Source organism: Paenibacillus sp. J31R34 (assembly GCF_059383715.1).
The window spans coordinates 338593-355505 of sequence record NZ_JBXENU010000004.1; the positions used below are offsets into that span (position 1 = coordinate 338593).

A 16913-nucleotide genomic window follows, 5' to 3' on the forward strand; every position below is an offset into this window, starting at 1 on the left:
CGTTTAGACATTTACAATTGTAAAGGTAACGTTTATAATAACAATACATCCTGCGATGTTCGTTTCGGCTTTACGTTGTTTTGAACCAATGGCTGTTTCTCGGGAGACCTAAATTGTTACGTTGCTGACATGCCCTCTAAAGGGGACTTCAAATTCGTTTCTGCGGACACCCACCTTGCGAAAGCGAGGTTCAGAAACATGTAAGTCGGACGGCATAGGCGGGTTTTTATCTACACTCAAGAGACTCTGCTGCGCTAACACGCTCAGGGTTCTTTTTTTGTGTAACAAAACATGTTAATATAGATATTACATACAAAGATGCTGGAGGGGGAGATCGTTTTTGTTGAAGCGGACCGTAATCGGGCTGCTGCGCAGTCATGAACAAACAGGCGATAAAGCCAAAGACCCGATGCTCAAATCCCATTTTTACAAGTTGTCCAAGGAAAAGGCTTGGGAAGAAGTAGTTTCTACGCTGAAGAAAATGCAGGGCTACAAGGTGCTGCATGAAGTTCAATCGGTTGGGGAGATTGTGCTCGAGAAACGCACGGCTTTCGGCCGGACGATGGACATTACGGTGTCGGTCATTAGTGTGAATCCAGTAAATGCAGCCGTTGATATTTATTCGGCTTCCAGAGGCTCTTTTGGCGACCTTGGTTCGAACTACCGGGTTATTCTTGAGCTTTATCGGACGCTGGACAAGAAGCTCTCTGCTTATAAAACGACCGGAAACTCATAAAACGTACAAAAAGCGAGGAAGGTTTCCCTTCACTCGCTTTGTTTGTGCACATAAAAGATTGTATACTGGATTTTATACGAGCGCTTTAGTCGCGTTAATTGCCGCTTCGTAATTCGGGTGCTCCGTCATTTCTGCCAAGTACTCGACATATTGGATCGTATCATTGGCATCGATAACAAAGATTGAGCGCATATTCAGGCCAAATTCTTTAATGTAAACGCCATATGCTTCGCCGAAGCTTTTAAGTTTGTAGTCCGACAGCAGCTCGACTTTATCGATACCTTCGGCACCACACCAGCGGGCTTGAGCGAAAGGCAGATCTACACTGATTGTAAGTACAGCGACGTTGTCCCCAAGCGAAGCAGCAGCTTCATTGAAGCGGCGAGTTTGAGCGTCGCAGACGCCTGTATCAATAGAAGGAATAACGCTGATTAACTTGATTTTACCAGCATAATCTTTCAAGGATACGCTATCAACGAGTGTTTTGTTTACTTGAAAATCAGGAGCTTTATCGCCGACTTTCAATTCTGGTCCGATTAATGTAAGTGGATTGCCCTTAAATGCGGCAGCTCCAGCACGTTCTTGAGACATGTATAACGTCCTCCTCAAAGTTAAATGGTCAATACCCATTAATTATAATCGGAGCACGGCAATATTGTCCAATTCTAGAGCGGGGGAATTACTGATGATTTTTTTAAGATACGAAAGCTTTCGCGTTTATTTAAGATCTTATCCCATAACTTCTGCGATAATCGCGTTAAATACGCTCTTTTTTATATTTGTTGCTTTAAATGGTGGAACGACTGGCGGAGAAAACTTGTACCGCTGGGGTGCCTTTTTAACGTTTCATGGAGATCCGTACGGACTGGAAGAGCCGTGGCGCTATTTAACGTCCATCTTTATGCATGGAGGCTTTCAGCACTTGCTTTTTAATATGTTTGCCCTGCTCGTGTTTGCGCCGCCCTTGGAGCGTCTGCTGCGCTCTGTGAAGTATGTTGTTTTTTATCTGCTTTGCGGGCTGCTCGGCAATTTGTTCAGTGCAGTTATTACGGTTATGACAGAGGGTGGCAATGGGGAATTTGTCCATTTGTCAGTGGGAGCATCCGGTGCGATTTATGGCATTTACGGAGCGTATCTATACTTGTCGCTGTTCCGTAAAGCTTGGCTGGATGATGGATCACGCAAAACCGTATATATGATTTTGGGAGCAGGCATCATTTATTCCATAATCTTGCCGACAATAGATTTATGGGCGCATGTTGGGGGTGGCCTTGCTGGCTTCCTCATGTACGGTTTATTCGATCGGGCAATGGTACGCAGGCAGCGGATCGTCCGGAGATAATGTTTGGATAAGATAAGGAGAGATCATGGAACTTCGTCAGCTTTATTATTTCGTCAAAGTAGCGAGAAAAGAGCATGTGACACAGGCGGCGGAAGAATTGCATGTTGCTCAGTCAGCTGTGAGCCGTCAAATTCATCAATTGGAGGAAGAGCTTGGCGTAAAGCTTTTTTTACAAAAGGGCAGAAATCTGCAATTGACGCCTGTAGGTCATTTGTTTTTGAAGCGGGCTGAGGTCATATTGGCTGATCTGGACCGGGCTGTTGTGGAAATACATGAATTTCTTGATCCGGAAAAAGGAGAAATTCGGCTAGGCTTTCCGCATAGCCTCGGCGTATCCTTAATCCCGCAGGTTGTGGCCGCTTTTCGCAAGCATCATCCGAATGTGAAGTTTCGTTTTAGGCAGGGGATGTATCCGTCGCTCATACGAGATATGGTGAAGGGTGATATTGATCTTGCGTTCATTTCTCCTTTTCCGGATGAGCATGAGCATGTATGCGGGCAGGTGCTGCTGACAGAGGAGCTTTATGCGATATTGCCGCCATCACATCCACTTGCTGGAGAGAGCTCGATTCAATTGAATCAGCTTAAGGACGAGACGTTTGTCTTGTTCAGCGAAGGTTATTCGTTAAGGCCCATCGTATGGGAAGCGTGCCAGGAGGCAGGGTTTACACCGAAAATCGGATTCGAGGGCGAGGAGACGGAGACGATCCGCGGGCTGGTCGCCGCTGGGATGGGTGTCAGCTTGCTGCCGGAAATGGCGCTTCATCATACGGGTATTTTACAGCCAGCGAAGGTGCGCGTAGAGCAGCCCCATGTAACTCGCAATATCGGCATCATTCATCGTTCTAATGAGAAGCTGTCGCTCGTTGCGAAGGTGTTCCATGGCTTTCTGCTGCATTATTTCAATGAGAAGAAGCATGAGGATTAAAGCAAGAACAGTTATAGGTAGTAGGAGAAAGAACCGCTGCAGGCGCCAATTTTATTCTGGCTGCTGCAGCGGTTCTTTTTTTGCGGGAAAAGAAGAGTGGGCCTGCCTAATGCTTAGGCGGGCCCACTCTTCTGAGTTGATCATGTTAGTCTGTAAGCTAGTTATTCCCGGTTTGATGATGAGAAGATCATAATATATTTGACGAGCTCCAGCAGGGAGATGAGCGCGGCTGCTACGTAAGTGAGGGCGGCAGCGTTCAGAACTTTGGCAACACCGCGTTCTTCCTCATTCGTTATAAAGCCTTCGGCAATCATAATATGGCGGGCACGGTTGCTTGCATTAAATTCAACGGGCAGTGTAATAACCTGAAAGGCTACTGCTACGGAGAAGAAGATGATGCCAAGACCAATCAGATTAGCCTGTTGCAGCAAAAATCCGGCGATCAGCATGAATGGAGCAATGCCGGATGCGATGTTAACGACCGGGAAAATGCGATGGCGCAGCGCCAGCATCGGATAATTCGCCTTATGCTGAATCGCATGGCCGACCTCATGGCAGGCAACGGACAAGGCGGATATGGAGTTTTCATAATAAACATGCTCGGAAAGTCGTACTTTACGTGATATTGGATCATAATGATCGCTTAGGGTGCCTCGTACAGGTTCAATCTGTACATGCTGCAGCCCATTAGCATCGAGCATTTTGCGTGCGGCCTGGTAGCCGGTTAGTCCGCTCATGGAGCGAACGGTAGACCAGGTTTTGAACGTTCCTTTAACCCTAAATTGCGCCCAAATCGATAAAGCGAAAGCGATTAGGATGAGAATGTCCATTTTGTGAAAAAACATAACGTCATTCCTCCAAATGATAATTTTGACTTACCAATCAAGGGGCGAAGCTATTATTGTACAACTTACATAAAATTCCCCTTGTTTAGCAGCAGCATTAGCGCTTCTATACAAGCTGCCGTTTGTGGCATGAGACGAGTGTAGAGCTTGTTAGCCTGGCGTGGCTTCATTTGCTTGATTACAGGCTCCAAGTCTTTAACCTCGCGTTCCAGCTCGCTTAGACGAAGCTGTAGGTCGGTTAGCTTGCGTGATACCTGCTCTTCAGCAGTTACGCTATCCCACTGCGCTAATGAATGTTTAATTTCTTCAAGCGTGTGCTTGTTTTGCTTCATTTGTTCAATACGTTTCAAACGGATCAATGTTTCAGAATTATACAAGCGGTAGTTCGTAGAAGAGCGTTCCGCCGGTTCGATAAGTCCCATTGAAGTATAATAGTCAATTGTTCGCGGACTGATGTTGGCCAGTTTAGCGAGTTCTCCAATTTTATAACGTTCAGCAGATTCCAATCCGTTCACCTTCTTTCCTCTATCTATATATGTCTATGTTTAATGATAATCGGAAAGTAACCATACAGTCAAACGTATGACATGGATATGTGAGCGCAGGAGAATTATGCCTAGGAAGATGCTTCCTATAATAGAAGGTGAAAAGCATAAAGGTTAAACTTCAGCGCGACGAAAGCTGCCAAGATCAGGCAGGGACTGTGAAAAAACTTAACATTAACCGCTTTCTTGAGGTGGAATGTTAGATTTTTTTTGAAAATAGAATAAAACGTATTGTCAAATGCGACTATACTGACTATAATGACATTAAGTCTTTCCTGAAATGTTAGGAAACATAACGTATAGGGAGTGGTCGTAATGATTAGAAAGATGTTATTCACACTAGGGGCAATGTGCTTAGTATTCCCGGCAATGGCTTTTGCGAATGACCCATCCAATGCAACATTGAATATGGGTATCGACTCCTTATGGGTCATGGTGGCATTCGTGTTAGTTTTGCTCATGCAAGGCGGCTTTATACTTTTGGAGACAGGTTCGACCAGAATGAAAAATGCCGGCCACGTTGCAGGCAAAACGATTTTCACAGCTGGTCTTGCAGGTTTGGTTTATTGGGCTATCGGTTATGGTATTGCTTTCGGAACGGCTAATGCCGATAGCGGAATGAGCAGTGTTATCGGCTGGGGCGATTTCTTCTTTAATCCAGCTATTTCAAGTGTAAACGACGAGCTTCCGTCAACCATTTTCTTCTTGTTCCAACTAGCTTTCGCAGCTGTATCGCTTTCCATCGCATGGGGCGGCTTTGCGGAACGTGCTAAATTGTCCTCATACCTTATTTTTACCGTTATCTACATTGCTGCGATCTATCCGGTAGTTGCTCACTGGATCTGGGGCGGCGGCTGGCTTGCAGCAGATGGTGCACAAGACTTTGCCGGTTCGACGGTCGTCCATTTATCCGGCGCCTTGGCAGCTTTGGCAGCAACTATTTTACTTAAGCCTCGTATTGGCAAGTTCAACAAGGATGGCTCTGCAAATGAGATTGCAGGACATAACCAAGTGTATACAGCACTATCGGTCTTGCTTCTGTGGGTCGGCTGGTTCGGCTTTAACGCAGGCAGCACGGTGAGCATCGGTGACGGCTTCTTTGGATATGTAGCATTCACAACAATGCTCGGAGCAGGTGCGGGTGCGGTTTCCTCGCTGCTGATTTCGTGGGCTGTAACAGGCAAGGCAGATATTACAACTACACTTAATGGTACACTTGCGGGTCTGGTTGCGATCACAGCTTCCTGCGCATTCGTTGATCCTTGGGCGGCAGTCGTTATCGGTCTAGTAGCTGGTGTGCTTGTATTCTACAGCGCGAAGTTTTTCGAAAAAATGAAAATCGACGATCCGATCTATGCAATGTCGGTTCACGGTGCAGCTGGTATTTGGGGTACGCTGGCTAACGGTATTTTTGCAACACAATTACTCGCAGATAAAGTTGGCGTAGGCCAAGGTGGTCTTATCGATACTGGTAGCTGGAAACAATTGTGGGTCCAATTCGAGAGCGTTGTTGTATGCGGCGCATTCGTTCTTGCAGCATCGTTCCTGGTACTTGGCGTTATGAAGCTGGTTATGGGCTTCCGTGTAACTGAGGAGCAAGAAATTGTAGGTCTTGACCTTAGTGAGCATGGCGCTTATGGTTATCCTGAGCAAATGAAAAAGGCAGGACAAAACCTGCACGGTTAATATTATAAGGGCGATTTAAAGGGGAGAGACTCAGATGACGGACCCTGTGCATGTGGAGCTGCTGGAGCAGATCGGCTCAGCCGGAGAGGCGGGCACGCTGCGCAGCTTGCGGGATCAGGTACATGATCGGATGAAGGAAGCTCTCCTTGCAAGCCCTGTCGAACAGTTTAATGAACAATTGAATGAGATGCATGATTCGGTGATCAGCCGGGCAATTGCACTCGCAGAAGCGGAAATGGCACGGATGGGGAAGGGTTCTCCTCCCGTGCCTTACGCCTATTTATTATTCGGCAGCGGAGGCAGGGAAGAGCAAACCTTGTCCAGCGATCAGGACAGCGGCATTGTTTATGAGAATACAGTTGGTGATGAGCCGTATGTGCAGCGCTACTTTAATGAATTATCAGCGTTAATTGTCAGCTACCTCCAAACAGCTGGATATCCTCCATGTGAGGGAGAGGTAATCAGCAGCAACCCCGAGTGGTGCAAATCACTATCAGCATGGGAGGAGCAAATTAACCTGTGGTTTAAGGAGCCGAGCTGGGAGGCTGTTCGGTATTTGCTAATTATAGCGGATGCACGCTGTATTTTTGGAAGCGAACTGCTCATGCAGAAATTTAAGGATATTTTTTTCACCGACATGCTGGCAACGCCGATTATTATTAGACGCATGCTGGAAAATACGATGAGGCACAAAATGCTGCTTGGCGTATTCGGCCATTTGCTTAAGGAGCAATATGGAGAGGATGCAGGCAGTCTGGACATTAAATATGGGGCCTACATTCCTATGGTCAACGCGATTCGTTTGTTATCGATACAGCGAGGCATTCGCGAGTCTTCTACGATGGATCGCATGCGGAGGCTTTTGGAAGAAAAGGAGCTTTCGGAGCAGGAAGCCAAGCAATGTGAGCAGGCTTTTCTCTTTATTCTTAAGCTTCGACTGTTATCAATTGAAAGCTCGGAAAACGGCTGGTATGGCAACAATGGCAAAGTAGCTTCCAGCAAGCTGACTAAAGAGATGAAAGATCAATTAAAGAAAAGCTTGCGGCTGGGCAAGAAGCTGCAGCGCAAAGTGTATAAAACCACGATGGGAAGGCTTGTGTAAGGCGGTGGATGGAGATTATGAAGGAACCTAAAGGCGTGGGACGGATGTGGAGCTTATATAAAATGGGCGGCTTTACGCCGGCCATAGCCTCAATGCTGGGATCGCAAAACGCCCAGCAAATGGCTTTTATTCGCTCTGTCAACAAAGAGCAGCGCAAGCAATCCCCGCTTGACATGCTGCTTAGAGAAATGGAATTTATCGTGTTCGACTTGGAGACAACGGGATTTTACCCGTCGAATGGAGATGAAATTATTTCCTTTGGCGCCGTATTAATGCGGGGGAGCGAAATTTATTCCTCGGAGACGTTCTACAGCCTCGTTAATCCAAAGCGCCGCATTCCGCGGGCTATTGTGGAGCTAACGGGTATTACGAATGAAATGGTAGAGGATGCCCCTGATTTAATGCAGGTGCTGCATGACTTCATGGAGTTTGTCGGCAAGCGGCCGCTTGTTGCCCATGCTTCCGGACATGATAAGCAATTTCTCAACGCAGCGCTATGGCGAACGTCGAAGGTTAACTTAAACCATCGTGTATTAGATACGATGATGGTTGCCAAGTGGCTGGAGCCGAAGCGTGATAGCTACGCGCTTGATGATTTGCTGGAAGACAGCGGCATTACGATTACACAGCGGCATCATGCGCTGGAGGATTCCTTAATGACGGCGGAATTGTGGCAGTCGTATCTGCGGCGTATTTTTGAGCGGAATATAAATACGCTGGGCGACCTGTATGCTTATCTCAGTCAGCGATAGCCCATTGCAATGGCTGGAAGCATCCGTTCATGTAGCAATAAGCCTGTATTTCAGGCTGCAAAGGCTGCTGCAAAGAAATAATCCAATACGACAATAATCGATCATCCGAATGGATGCCGAGCCCATCAGCAGTTGAAGGATGGGGAGGCGACGTTGGGTGAGAGTGAAAGAAGCCGAGCAGAGATTGCCGGCTTTTTTGCATGCGGTAATAAGCCTTTACCCAATCGTCTGGAGCGAAAGCGAAGGCGGTGGCAGGGGAAGAATGGACGTTGGCAATAGCGGTCACGTCCACTATTTTGCCGATATCCCTTTCACCTGTCAAAATTCCGCAGGCTTCCCTGGGCAATGCTTCCCGGCATGAGGCAATGAGCCGATCATAAGCCTGTGTTGTTATATGTATTAGCTGCAACTGCACGCAAATGCCCTCCCGTCAATCGTATATCCTATATCGTATATGGAAAAGGTATGATTTGATTTATTTTAACCTAAAATAAAAGGGGAAAACATGGCGGATATGACGGTTTAATGAAGGAAAGCTGTTTTTCTTGAGCTTGTCTTGCCGGCCATGTTACGATAGAAGCAGATAAAAGCATGAATTTGGCAGGAGGATTTGGGAAAATGAAGAAGGCGTCCGCATGGTTTATAGTAGCTTTTGTGCTGGCAGGCTTGGCCATTTCGCAATATATGGAGAAAGACAGCGCAATTATTGCTGCTTCCGGAGATTTTAAGCCGAAAGCGGGATATTCTGCCCAGCAATTTGAGCTGCAGGCGCTTGATGAGCAGATGTACAAAATCGGTGGCGAGCAGGGCAAGCTTAGCTTCGTGAATTTTTGGGCGTCATGGTGTGGCCCTTGTGAGCTGGAGGCGCCTGATTTGCAGGAGCTTCATGAGAAGTACGGGGATAAAATCGCAATGTATGGCGTTAATTCAACTAAGTTTGACAAAGAGCGCGCCGCTAGGCAATTTGTGGCGGATCATGAATTCACGTTTACCATTCTGATGGATCGTGAGGGAGATGTCACGAAGGAATATAAGGTAAATACTTTTCCGACGACGTTTCTAATTGACTCCAAAGGTGTCATTCGCGAAAGAATCAATGGCGTCATTCCGCTTTCGGAATGGGATCGTCTCATTGAAAAATATTCATAAGAAAATAAGGGAGCCTGCACGAACATGAATACAGAACGGAAGAAATTATGGCTCCACCCTTATGTATGGCTGTTTATTGCCGTTTTGGCTGTTGCGGTATCGTCGATTATTATCAAGTTTTCAAGTGCCCCTTCCTCGGTGGCAGGGATGTACCGGTTATTAATTACCGTCGTTATTATGCTGCCGCTTGTACCGTGGAAGGTGCTGCGGACGATTCGGCTAACCGGCAAAGAGTGGATGGTTTTAAGTTGTGCAGGCTTTTTTCTCGGCCTGCATTTTTTGTTGTGGATGGAATCGCTGAAATATACGTCTGTTGCAAGCTCCATGGTATTTATAACGCTGCAGCCATTTTTTGTTATGCTTGGCTCGTTTCTTCTGTTTAAAGAGCGCCAGACGATAGCGGGCAGCCTTTGTATGGCGATGGCAGTATTGGGCTCCTTCGTTATCGCTTGGGGCGATATCGGAATTTCGCGTGAGGCATTATTTGGCGATTTATTGTCCTTGCTCGGAACGATGGCGGTTGCCGTGTATATGATAGCTGGGCAAAAGGTCAGCAGCAGCCTGCCCTCGAATCTTTATAGCTTAATTGTATTTTTGATTGCAGGAACAGTCATGTTCATTTACAATCTCGTCAATCAAATTGCATTGACGGGGTATGCTGCGGAGGAATGGATGTATTTCGTCTTGCTTGCGATTATTCCGACGATCTTCGGACATTTGGTGTTTAATATGCTGCTGAAGTATATTGGGGCGACGAACGTTTCGATGGCGATTATCGGCGAGCCGGTGCTGGCCATGATTTTGGCTTATTTTCTGCTTAATGAATATTTAAATACTGCGCAGCTAATTGGAAGCTTTTTGACGATTGCCAGCATGGGCCTATTTTTCCGACTAAGGGCCAAGTACACAGCAGTTGCTGCGGAGACAGCCGCTTAAGGAGGGGGCATCATTCATTCGAGCTGCCTGCAAAAATAGTGTTCGACCATTTTAACAGAGCACAAGCGTAAACGGCCGAAAGCTGTCCTCTGACGGCAAAGCTACCGTTTCGAGGGTGGAATATAGAGAAAGCATAGAAAAATCATATCCTTTCCTATATTTTTAAAAAAGGGCATTCCTGCAAGCCAGTTATTACTGATGGCTTGAGGAATGCCCTTTTTTATCGTTACAGTTGCCTATTATGCGCTAAATTAATGGTTTACTAGTCCATGCTGCTCGGTTACAGGGGCATCAATAGCGTCGGGTTTGCCCATGTTGAGCAGAGCGTAGCGAATGCCGTCAACCAATGCTTCCCAGCTTGCTTCGATTACATTGTTAGAAACACCTACGGTGCTCCATGTGTTGTCGATGCTCGTAGACTCTACAAGTACGCGCACTTTAGCGGCTGTAGCGTCTTTCTCGTCGATTACACGAACTTTATAGTCGGACAAATGGATCTGCTTGATTTTTGGATAAAACTGCACGAGAGCCTTTCTTAAGGCGTTATCAAGCGCGTTGACAGGGCCGTTGCCCTCCGCAGCGGTATAAACCTGCTCGCCGCCAACGTTCAGCTTGACGATCGCCTCAGTATGGAGCGCTCCTTGAGAGCTTTCCACCAGCATTTTAAAGGACTCGACCGTGAAAATTTCTTCAACCTCGCCAAAAGCTTCTCTAAGCAGCAGCTCAAGCGATGCATCAGCACCTTCAAATTGATAGCCTTGATGCTCCAAGTCTTTAATCCGCTCCATAATTTGCTTCGTTTTCTCGTTGTTGGCGTTCACATCGAGGCCAAGCTCCTGGGCCTTGGATATGATGTTGCTTTGGCCTGCCAGCTCGGAGACGAGTATGCGCTGTTTGTTGCCAACGAGTTCCGGCGCGATATGCTCATAGGTTTTGGAATCCTTCATAATCGCCGACACGTGGATGCCGCCTTTATGGGCGAAAGCTGCATTGCCGACATAAGGCTGTCCTACAGGCATATGGACGTTGGCAATTTCACTGACAAAACGTGCGGTTCCTGTTAGCAAGCCCAGTTTCTCATCCGGCAAACAGTTATAGCCCATTTTAAGCTGCAAATTGGGAATAATCGAACAAAGATTGGCATTGCCGCAGCGTTCGCCATATCCATTGATCGTGCCTTGTATTTGACGAGCTCCGGCTTGCACGGCAGCAAGCGAGTTGGCAACGGCGAGCTCACAGTCGTTATGCGTATGAATGCCAATCGGAGCATTCAGTTCGGCGCGAACACGCGACACGATTTCGTGAATTTCGCCCGGCAGCGTGCCGCCATTCGTATCGCAAAGCACGAGCCAATCCGTTCCCGCTTCCTGCGCCTTGCGCAGCACAGCCAGCGCGTATTCCGGGTTATGCTTGTACCCGTCGAAGAAATGCTCCGCGTCAAACATCGCTTCAATACCGTTATGCTTGAGGAAAGCAAGCGAGTCGTAGACCATAGCTATGTTTTCTTCAAGTGTCGTTTGCAGAGCGGTGTGTACGTGAAAATCCCAAGATTTCCCGACTAACGTCGCTGCAGGAACGCCGGATTCTTTAATTCTAAGCAAATTAGCATCCTGGTGAGCTAGACTGAACTTGCGTCTAGTACTGCCGAATGCCGTAATCTTCGCTTGCAAATTATACGCTTTAATGCGCTCGAAAAACTCAATATCCTTGCTATTGCTTCCCGGGTTGCCGCCCTCAATATAATGAACGCCTAGTGCATCAAGCTTTAAAGCGATCTTCAGCTTGTCCTCCGCTGATAGGCTGATGCCTTCTCCTTGCGTACCATCACGCAGCGTCGTGTCAAAAATAGTTAAATTCATTGTCATGGCCAGAAGGCCTCCTTCTTCACTGATAGCCTTTACAATTATAATGAATTATTATAACACTAGTTGACTGGAATGTAGAGGGGAGCCATTACTTTTTTTAAATATAAGAATGTATGAAGGTCAATGTATAAGGGTCACCCTATACATTCCTATTTCACCCTCGAAACGGTTGCATTGCCGCCAGAGGACGGAGACAGCCGTTTTCGCTTGTGACTTTTGCAGTTTGCTGTTGTTCAATTGACTTGCTACATTGGCAGCGGTATGCTGATAAGTACAAATAAACAACGGTGGAGACGTAGCGTTCAAGCGGTTCTCCTCGCAGGTGGTGGAACTCTACAATGACGAATACGAATGAGCATTATCCAGCGAAGGGCCGCGTCATTTTGCATCTGGATATGAATGCCTTCTACTGCTCTGTCCATGAGGCGGAGGAGCCGGATAAATATAAAGATAAACCAACAGCCGTTGCCGGCAGCGTGGAGCTGCGCAAAGGGATCATCGTCACCTGCTCATATACAGCCAGAAGGCTAGGGGTTAAGACGGGCATGACGGTGCGCGAGGGGCTTAGACGTTGTCCTGATCTCATCCTTATTCAGCCGGACTTCCATTTATACCGCAAATATTCACGAGGTTTCATGACGCTTGCCAGAAGCTATACAGATATGGTGGAAGCTGTTTCAATAGATGAATGCTATATGGATATAACCGGTTCAAAAATATTTGGAACACCGCTGGAAATTGCCAGCGCTTTGCAGGAGCGTATCCGTACAGAGTGGCAGCTGCCCAGCTCTATTGGCATTGCTCCGAATAAGCTGCTGGCGAAGATGGCCTCGGATATGAAAAAACCGAATGGAATGACGGTGCTGCGGCTGCGTGATGTGCCAGAGCTGCTATGGGACAAGCCGTGCGGCGTACTATTCGGCATTGGGAAAAAGACGGCAGACAAGCTGGCTCGGCTCAATATTCGCACAATTGGACAGCTTGCACAGACGGATGAACGGCTGCTCATTAAGCAGTTTGGCGTCGTTGGAGCGTGGATGAAAGGGGCAGCAAGTGGCATTGACCACGCTCCTGTGAATGGAGAGCGGGAAGTGAATAAGTCGATCGGTCATACGACGACGCTGCCGAAGGATTTTATCGTCAGGGAAGATATTCACCGTGTTCTGCTTAACTTATCGGATCAGACCGCACGGCGGCTTAGAAGGCAGAAGCTGATGGCACTTACGGTGCAAATTACGGTTCGCAGACCAGACATGTCGACCATTACCCGTTCGAATACATTTCGCTCGCCAACGCATGCGATGGAAGATATTTTTCAGGAAGCCTGCCGCTTGTTCGACAAGCATTGGCTGGAGGGAGAGCCGGTGAGGCTGCTGGGAGTTACGCTGCAAAATTTGTCGCCTGAGGTGAATACAGCGGTTCAGCTGGATCTGTTCAATTATGAGGAGCAGCCGCGGAAGGAAGCGCTGACAAAGACGATGGACTTGCTGCGGGACAAGTTTGGCGAGAATGCGGTGTTAACGGCGGGGATGCTCAGCGATGATCCTTCCGCACTGATTCGCAATAAGCGGCTGCGGGGCACTTCGCTGCAAAAGGAAGATTTTTAAACGCGGTGTCAGGTTGCCAAAGGCCGAATGATGGTATATATTGATGAATGAAGCTTTATTATTATGATGTCATTAACGGAAGACAAGCTATATAGCGGCATTATTCCGTCACTTTATGGGAGGTATTTTGAATGGCTAAGTACACTTGGGTAGAAAAGGATACTTGTATTGCATGCGGCGCATGCGGCGCAACGGCTCCTGACATTTATGATTACGATGATGAAGGTCTGGCAGAGGTGATTTTCGGCAACGACGGCAATAAAGGCTGTGTTGCAATCTCGGAAGATCTTTATGACGATATGCAAGATGCAGTAGACGGCTGCCCGACTGATTCGATTAAAATCGCGGACGCGCCTTTTAACTAAACCCAGCTTAAACCTAAGCTCCTCAACTATGCAGAAGTTGCACTGCGTAGATGGGGAGCTTTTTTGTGTGCGAAGTGGGCTTTAAATAGAAGAATAGATAAGGCTGGCGCTTATCATTGTGCTTCTATTTCTACGCGAAACGAGCTTTTGCCACCAAAGGTTGGCAAAGCCGTTTACACTAGAGTCAAAAAAAAGGTAAATGCTGCCGATATAGTGGTATTGGACTTTGAGGGGGGTTAATGATGGAGCAATTAGAGGATAACCTCTATCTGAAGCAATATGTTAGAAATCATCCTGACAATAAAATGGCCTGGTATTTGCTCGGCAAGCAATATTTGCAGCTCGATAAAACGGCGAAAGCAAATTATTGCTTCATTCAAGCAGGGGAAATTTACGAGGCATTTGAGCGCAAGCCTCATCCGCTAGCGGAAAGCCCACAGGAAATGCTGGAGGATTGGAATCGCCAGCAGCGTAAAAAACGGAGAATTCGCCGCGCAATAATGGGAGCGATTTCGATTGCGCTGCTGCTAATGGTCATGCCTTCGAACGCAAGCAAGCTAGCTGATCCTGCTGCAGCAGGAATGGCTGCTGTTATCGACGCGCCTATTGATCCAACCTTCGGCGTCGTGCTGACCGACAAGGGTGAGCGCAATCCGATCGGAAGCGCTTGGGAAGAGCTGCTTTCCTGGACTAAGAGGCCGTCTGTAGCGGCAGTAGTCAAACTTGAGGAGCAGGAGGGCTGGCGCAAATGGACAGGCAGTCGCAAGCTGCTGATGTCGGTGGAGCAGCAGTCCGATTATGTACCGATGGAAGTGAAAATGCTTGATGGCGGAGTATGCAGCTGCAAGCCGGCTGATGCATCCACGGTGAAAACGAAGTTCAAGGCGTGGAGCGAGCAGCAGGAGGTTCGTTGGACGCTTGCCAGCGCGATCTATCAGTACAAGCGGATGCAAGAGAAGTGGCCGGAAAAGCTGGATGATCTCATTAAGCCATACCCCAACAATGTTTTGGCTGGTGAAGCATCTGGCATGAAGGAGATGTTTAAACCGCTTGTTGCCGCAATGAAAACGGATCAGTCCGGGGCGAAACAGCCTGCACAGCAGCAAAATGAAGCAGAAGGCGACAAGCCAAAGACGGATTCAGGGCAACGTCAATCGCAGTTTATGCAGAGTAATTCGGATGAATTAGTAGGTGGAGTGGACCAAACCTGGCGCAAGCCGCTTGAAATCGTCGTCGATAAATCCACTTATAGACTAGCAGTTGTTAGTGGCGACATTATCGTTCGCAGCTTCAAGGTTGGGCTAGGTGGCGACAAAACGCCGGAAGGCAGCTTTTATATTAGCGAGAAGGTGAAAAATCCGAATGGGCGCGATAATGGCCAGTTCGGCAGCAGGGGGATGACGCTTTCCAGTACGCTTTATGCCATCCATGGCACAGATGAGCCGGATAGCCTCGAACAGGATGAATCGCTCGGATGCATTCGTATGGGGAAACAGGATGTGGAGGAGTTGTTTGATCTGGTGCCGATGGGTACGATCGTCAGAATTAAAAACGGGACTCTGCCGTCCGATATTTCGGAATCCAAGGAGCGCTTCAAGCTGAATCCGAGTCAGGACGAGACGAATCCCGGTAAAGTATATCACTGGCTGGGCTGATTAACCGCTAACCAATAACAAAACGGTGACGGCGACAATGACAACTCCAATAACAGCGCCTATCCAGACGAGTGCTTTCTTATTGACCTCTTCGGGCGCTTTTGCTCTAACTGTGGGTGGTTTGCGTTTGGGTGAACTCATGGCCATCAACCTCTTTCTAATAAATAAGGAATATAGTCATATTGTAATCGTTTTCGGAAAGAGCCGCAATAACAAAGGAGCCGTATTGCCCTTTTCTTTTCTGGACAAAAACGCTACACTATTGGGTAGGACATTTATTGTAGATCGGAGTGAGTATAATTGCTTTATTCTTCATTAGGTAAGCCGATATTTTTTCGCATGGATCCGGAGAAAGCTCACCATTTGGTTATAGATGGATTGCATGCTGCTGGGCGCGTTCCGGGCATGACGGGCATCATGCATGCGATGTATGGGGTAAATGAGACGCCGGAGCTTGCCGTGGATTTATTCGGCATTCATTTTCCGCATCCGATAGGGCTTGCGGCAGGGCTGGATAAGAACGCAAAGGCAGCCGATGGCTTTTCCAGCATAGGCTTTGGCTTTATGGAAGTAGGAACGGTAACTCCGAAGAGCCAGCCAGGCAATGAGCAGCCGAGACTGTTCCGGCTTCCGCCTGACGAAGCGCTGATTAACCGAATGGGCTTCAATAATGATGGCGTTGATGCGATGGCAGAGCGGCTGAACAAGCGCAAAATACACCGCATCCCGCTCGCTGTCAATATCGGAAAAAACAAAGTGACGCCCAATGAGCTTGCTCATGAGGATTATCGCTTATGCATTCAGGCGCTGTATGGACAGGGCGATTTTTTTGTCGTCAACATTAGCTCGCCCAATACGCCGGACTTGCGTGCGTTGCAGCATGGGGATGAGCTGAGACTGCTCCTTGATACCGTTTTGGAGGAAATCAGGCAGCAGGCGTCGAAATCAGGAAAAAGCGCGAAGCCAGTATTGGTCAAAATTGCTCCGGACATGACGGATGAGCAGCTTAAGCTGACGGTAGCGACAATTAAGGATAGCGGCGTTTCCGGCATTATTGCGACGAATACGACCGTTTCACGCACGGGCCTTACCCATTCGAACGCTGGGGAAATGGGCGGCCTGAGTGGCGTTCCGGTTCGCGAGCGTTCAACAGAGGTTATTCGTGCGGTTTACCGTCAGACGGAGGGCAAGCTGCCGATCATTGGCTCGGGTGGCATTTTCACCGCAGCTGATGCATACGATAAAATCCGCGCTGGGGCCTCATTGGTTGAAGTATATACGGCTCTAATCTACAAGGGCCCAGGCTTGCTGCGTGAATTGACCAGCGGCTTGAAAGAGCGCCTGCGCAAAGATGGCTACCGCAGCATAACGGAGGCTATCGGCGCAGACCATAGATAAGA

Annotated in this window: 18 protein-coding genes and 1 other RNA gene; 13 read left to right on the forward strand and 6 right to left on the reverse strand. The window is 47.8% G+C overall.

What is annotated here, in order from left to right; translation table 11 throughout:
• The first annotated feature begins 44 nt into the window (after positions 1–44).
• A non-coding RNA gene (gene ssrS / locus AC50YG_RS14200) (6S RNA) lies at positions 45–229 on the forward strand.
• 111 nt (positions 230–340) lie between these two features.
• The gene (locus tag AC50YG_RS14205) at positions 341–736 is read left to right on the forward strand and encodes a DUF1499 domain-containing protein (RefSeq protein WP_341278469.1); all 396 of its coding nucleotides are present in this window, start codon (positions 341–343) and stop codon (positions 734–736) included.
• Positions 737–808: 72 nt separating this feature from the next.
• Here the strand turns inward: AC50YG_RS14205 and tpx are convergent, their stop codons facing one another.
• Complete coding sequence (gene tpx, locus AC50YG_RS14210; protein ID WP_494827599.1) at positions 809–1327, reverse strand: thiol peroxidase; 519 nt, start codon at positions 1325–1327, stop codon at positions 809–811.
• Positions 1328–1421: 94 nt separating this feature from the next.
• On the opposite strand from tpx, the gene AC50YG_RS14215 reads away from it, so the two are divergent.
• Positions 1422–2078 carry a rhomboid family intramembrane serine protease gene (locus tag AC50YG_RS14215; protein ID WP_341278467.1) on the forward strand — a complete coding sequence of 219 codons (657 nt, stop codon included), beginning with the start codon at positions 1422–1424 and terminating at the stop codon, positions 2076–2078.
• Positions 2079–2103: 25 nt separating this feature from the next.
• Entirely contained in the window at positions 2104–3006 is a 903-nt protein-coding gene (gltC, locus tag AC50YG_RS14220; protein WP_473757819.1) for a glutamate biosynthesis transcriptional regulator GltC, read from the forward strand.
• Positions 3007–3167: 161 nt separating this feature from the next.
• On the opposite strand, the gene AC50YG_RS14225 is transcribed toward gltC, so the two are convergent.
• On the reverse strand, positions 3168–3851 hold the full coding sequence (locus tag AC50YG_RS14225) for a zinc metallopeptidase (RefSeq protein ID WP_473757818.1): 684 nt from the start codon (positions 3849–3851) through the stop codon (positions 3168–3170).
• 65 nt (positions 3852–3916) lie between these two features.
• Positions 3917–4366, reverse strand: a complete 450-nt coding sequence (locus AC50YG_RS14230) for a MerR family transcriptional regulator (protein WP_473757817.1) — start codon at positions 4364–4366, stop codon at positions 3917–3919.
• A gap of 345 nt (positions 4367–4711) precedes the next feature.
• Between AC50YG_RS14230 and AC50YG_RS14235 the strand changes: the two genes are divergently transcribed.
• The 3 genes from AC50YG_RS14235 to AC50YG_RS14245 are packed head-to-tail and all read left to right on the forward strand — an operon-like array spanning position 4712 to position 7936.
• Positions 4712–6082, forward strand: coding sequence for an ammonium transporter (locus tag AC50YG_RS14235; RefSeq protein ID WP_473757816.1), 1371 nt, complete (start codon positions 4712–4714; stop codon positions 6080–6082).
• A 34-nt stretch (positions 6083–6116) separates the two neighbouring features.
• On the forward strand, positions 6117–7184 hold the full coding sequence (locus AC50YG_RS14240) for a DUF294 nucleotidyltransferase-like domain-containing protein (protein WP_494827600.1): 1068 nt from the start codon (positions 6117–6119) through the stop codon (positions 7182–7184).
• Between the two features lie 17 nt (positions 7185–7201).
• Complete coding sequence (locus AC50YG_RS14245) at positions 7202–7936, forward strand: 3'-5' exonuclease (protein ID WP_099519672.1); 735 nt, start codon at positions 7202–7204, stop codon at positions 7934–7936.
• On the opposite strand, the gene AC50YG_RS14250 is transcribed toward AC50YG_RS14245, so the two are convergent.
• On the reverse strand, positions 7923–8351 hold the full coding sequence (locus tag AC50YG_RS14250; RefSeq protein ID WP_494827602.1) for a M67 family metallopeptidase: 429 nt from the start codon (positions 8349–8351) through the stop codon (positions 7923–7925). The genes AC50YG_RS14245 and AC50YG_RS14250 overlap by 14 nt on opposite strands.
• A gap of 203 nt (positions 8352–8554) precedes the next feature.
• Between AC50YG_RS14250 and AC50YG_RS14255 the strand changes: the two genes are divergently transcribed.
• Both AC50YG_RS14255 and AC50YG_RS14260 read left to right on the forward strand, forming a co-directional pair.
• Entirely contained in the window at positions 8555–9085 is a 531-nt protein-coding gene (locus AC50YG_RS14255; protein ID WP_341278460.1) for a TlpA family protein disulfide reductase, read from the forward strand.
• Between the two features lie 24 nt (positions 9086–9109).
• Positions 9110–10021: a DMT family transporter gene (locus AC50YG_RS14260; protein WP_494827603.1), complete on the forward strand. Its 912-nt coding sequence runs from the start codon at positions 9110–9112 to the stop codon at positions 10019–10021.
• 251 nt (positions 10022–10272) lie between these two features.
• Here the strand turns inward: AC50YG_RS14260 and cimA are convergent, their stop codons facing one another.
• Positions 10273–11886, reverse strand: a complete 1614-nt coding sequence (gene cimA, locus AC50YG_RS14265) for a citramalate synthase (protein WP_494827605.1) — start codon at positions 11884–11886, stop codon at positions 10273–10275.
• Positions 11887–12224: 338 nt separating this feature from the next.
• Between cimA and AC50YG_RS14270 the strand changes: the two genes are divergently transcribed.
• The 3 genes from AC50YG_RS14270 to AC50YG_RS14280 all read left to right on the forward strand — a co-directional run bounded on the left by AC50YG_RS14270 (position 12225) and on the right by AC50YG_RS14280 (position 15513).
• Positions 12225–13493 (forward strand): DNA polymerase IV, encoded by a 1269-nt coding sequence (locus AC50YG_RS14270; protein WP_494827606.1) that lies wholly within the window; start codon positions 12225–12227, stop codon positions 13491–13493.
• 131 nt (positions 13494–13624) lie between these two features.
• Positions 13625–13858, forward strand: coding sequence for a ferredoxin (locus AC50YG_RS14275; RefSeq protein WP_046229957.1), 234 nt, complete (start codon positions 13625–13627; stop codon positions 13856–13858).
• Positions 13859–14100: 242 nt separating this feature from the next.
• The gene (locus tag AC50YG_RS14280; protein ID WP_494827607.1) at positions 14101–15513 is read left to right on the forward strand and encodes a L,D-transpeptidase family protein; all 1413 of its coding nucleotides are present in this window, start codon (positions 14101–14103) and stop codon (positions 15511–15513) included.
• Here AC50YG_RS14280 and AC50YG_RS14285 read toward each other — a convergent pair whose 3' ends face one another.
• Positions 15514–15654: a hypothetical protein gene (locus AC50YG_RS14285; RefSeq protein WP_473757809.1), complete on the reverse strand. Its 141-nt coding sequence runs from the start codon at positions 15652–15654 to the stop codon at positions 15514–15516.
• 159 nt (positions 15655–15813) lie between these two features.
• Between AC50YG_RS14285 and AC50YG_RS14290 the strand changes: the two genes are divergently transcribed.
• Positions 15814–16911, forward strand: a complete 1098-nt coding sequence (locus tag AC50YG_RS14290) for a quinone-dependent dihydroorotate dehydrogenase (protein ID WP_341278454.1) — start codon at positions 15814–15816, stop codon at positions 16909–16911.
• Positions 16912–16913: the final 2 nt, after the last annotated feature.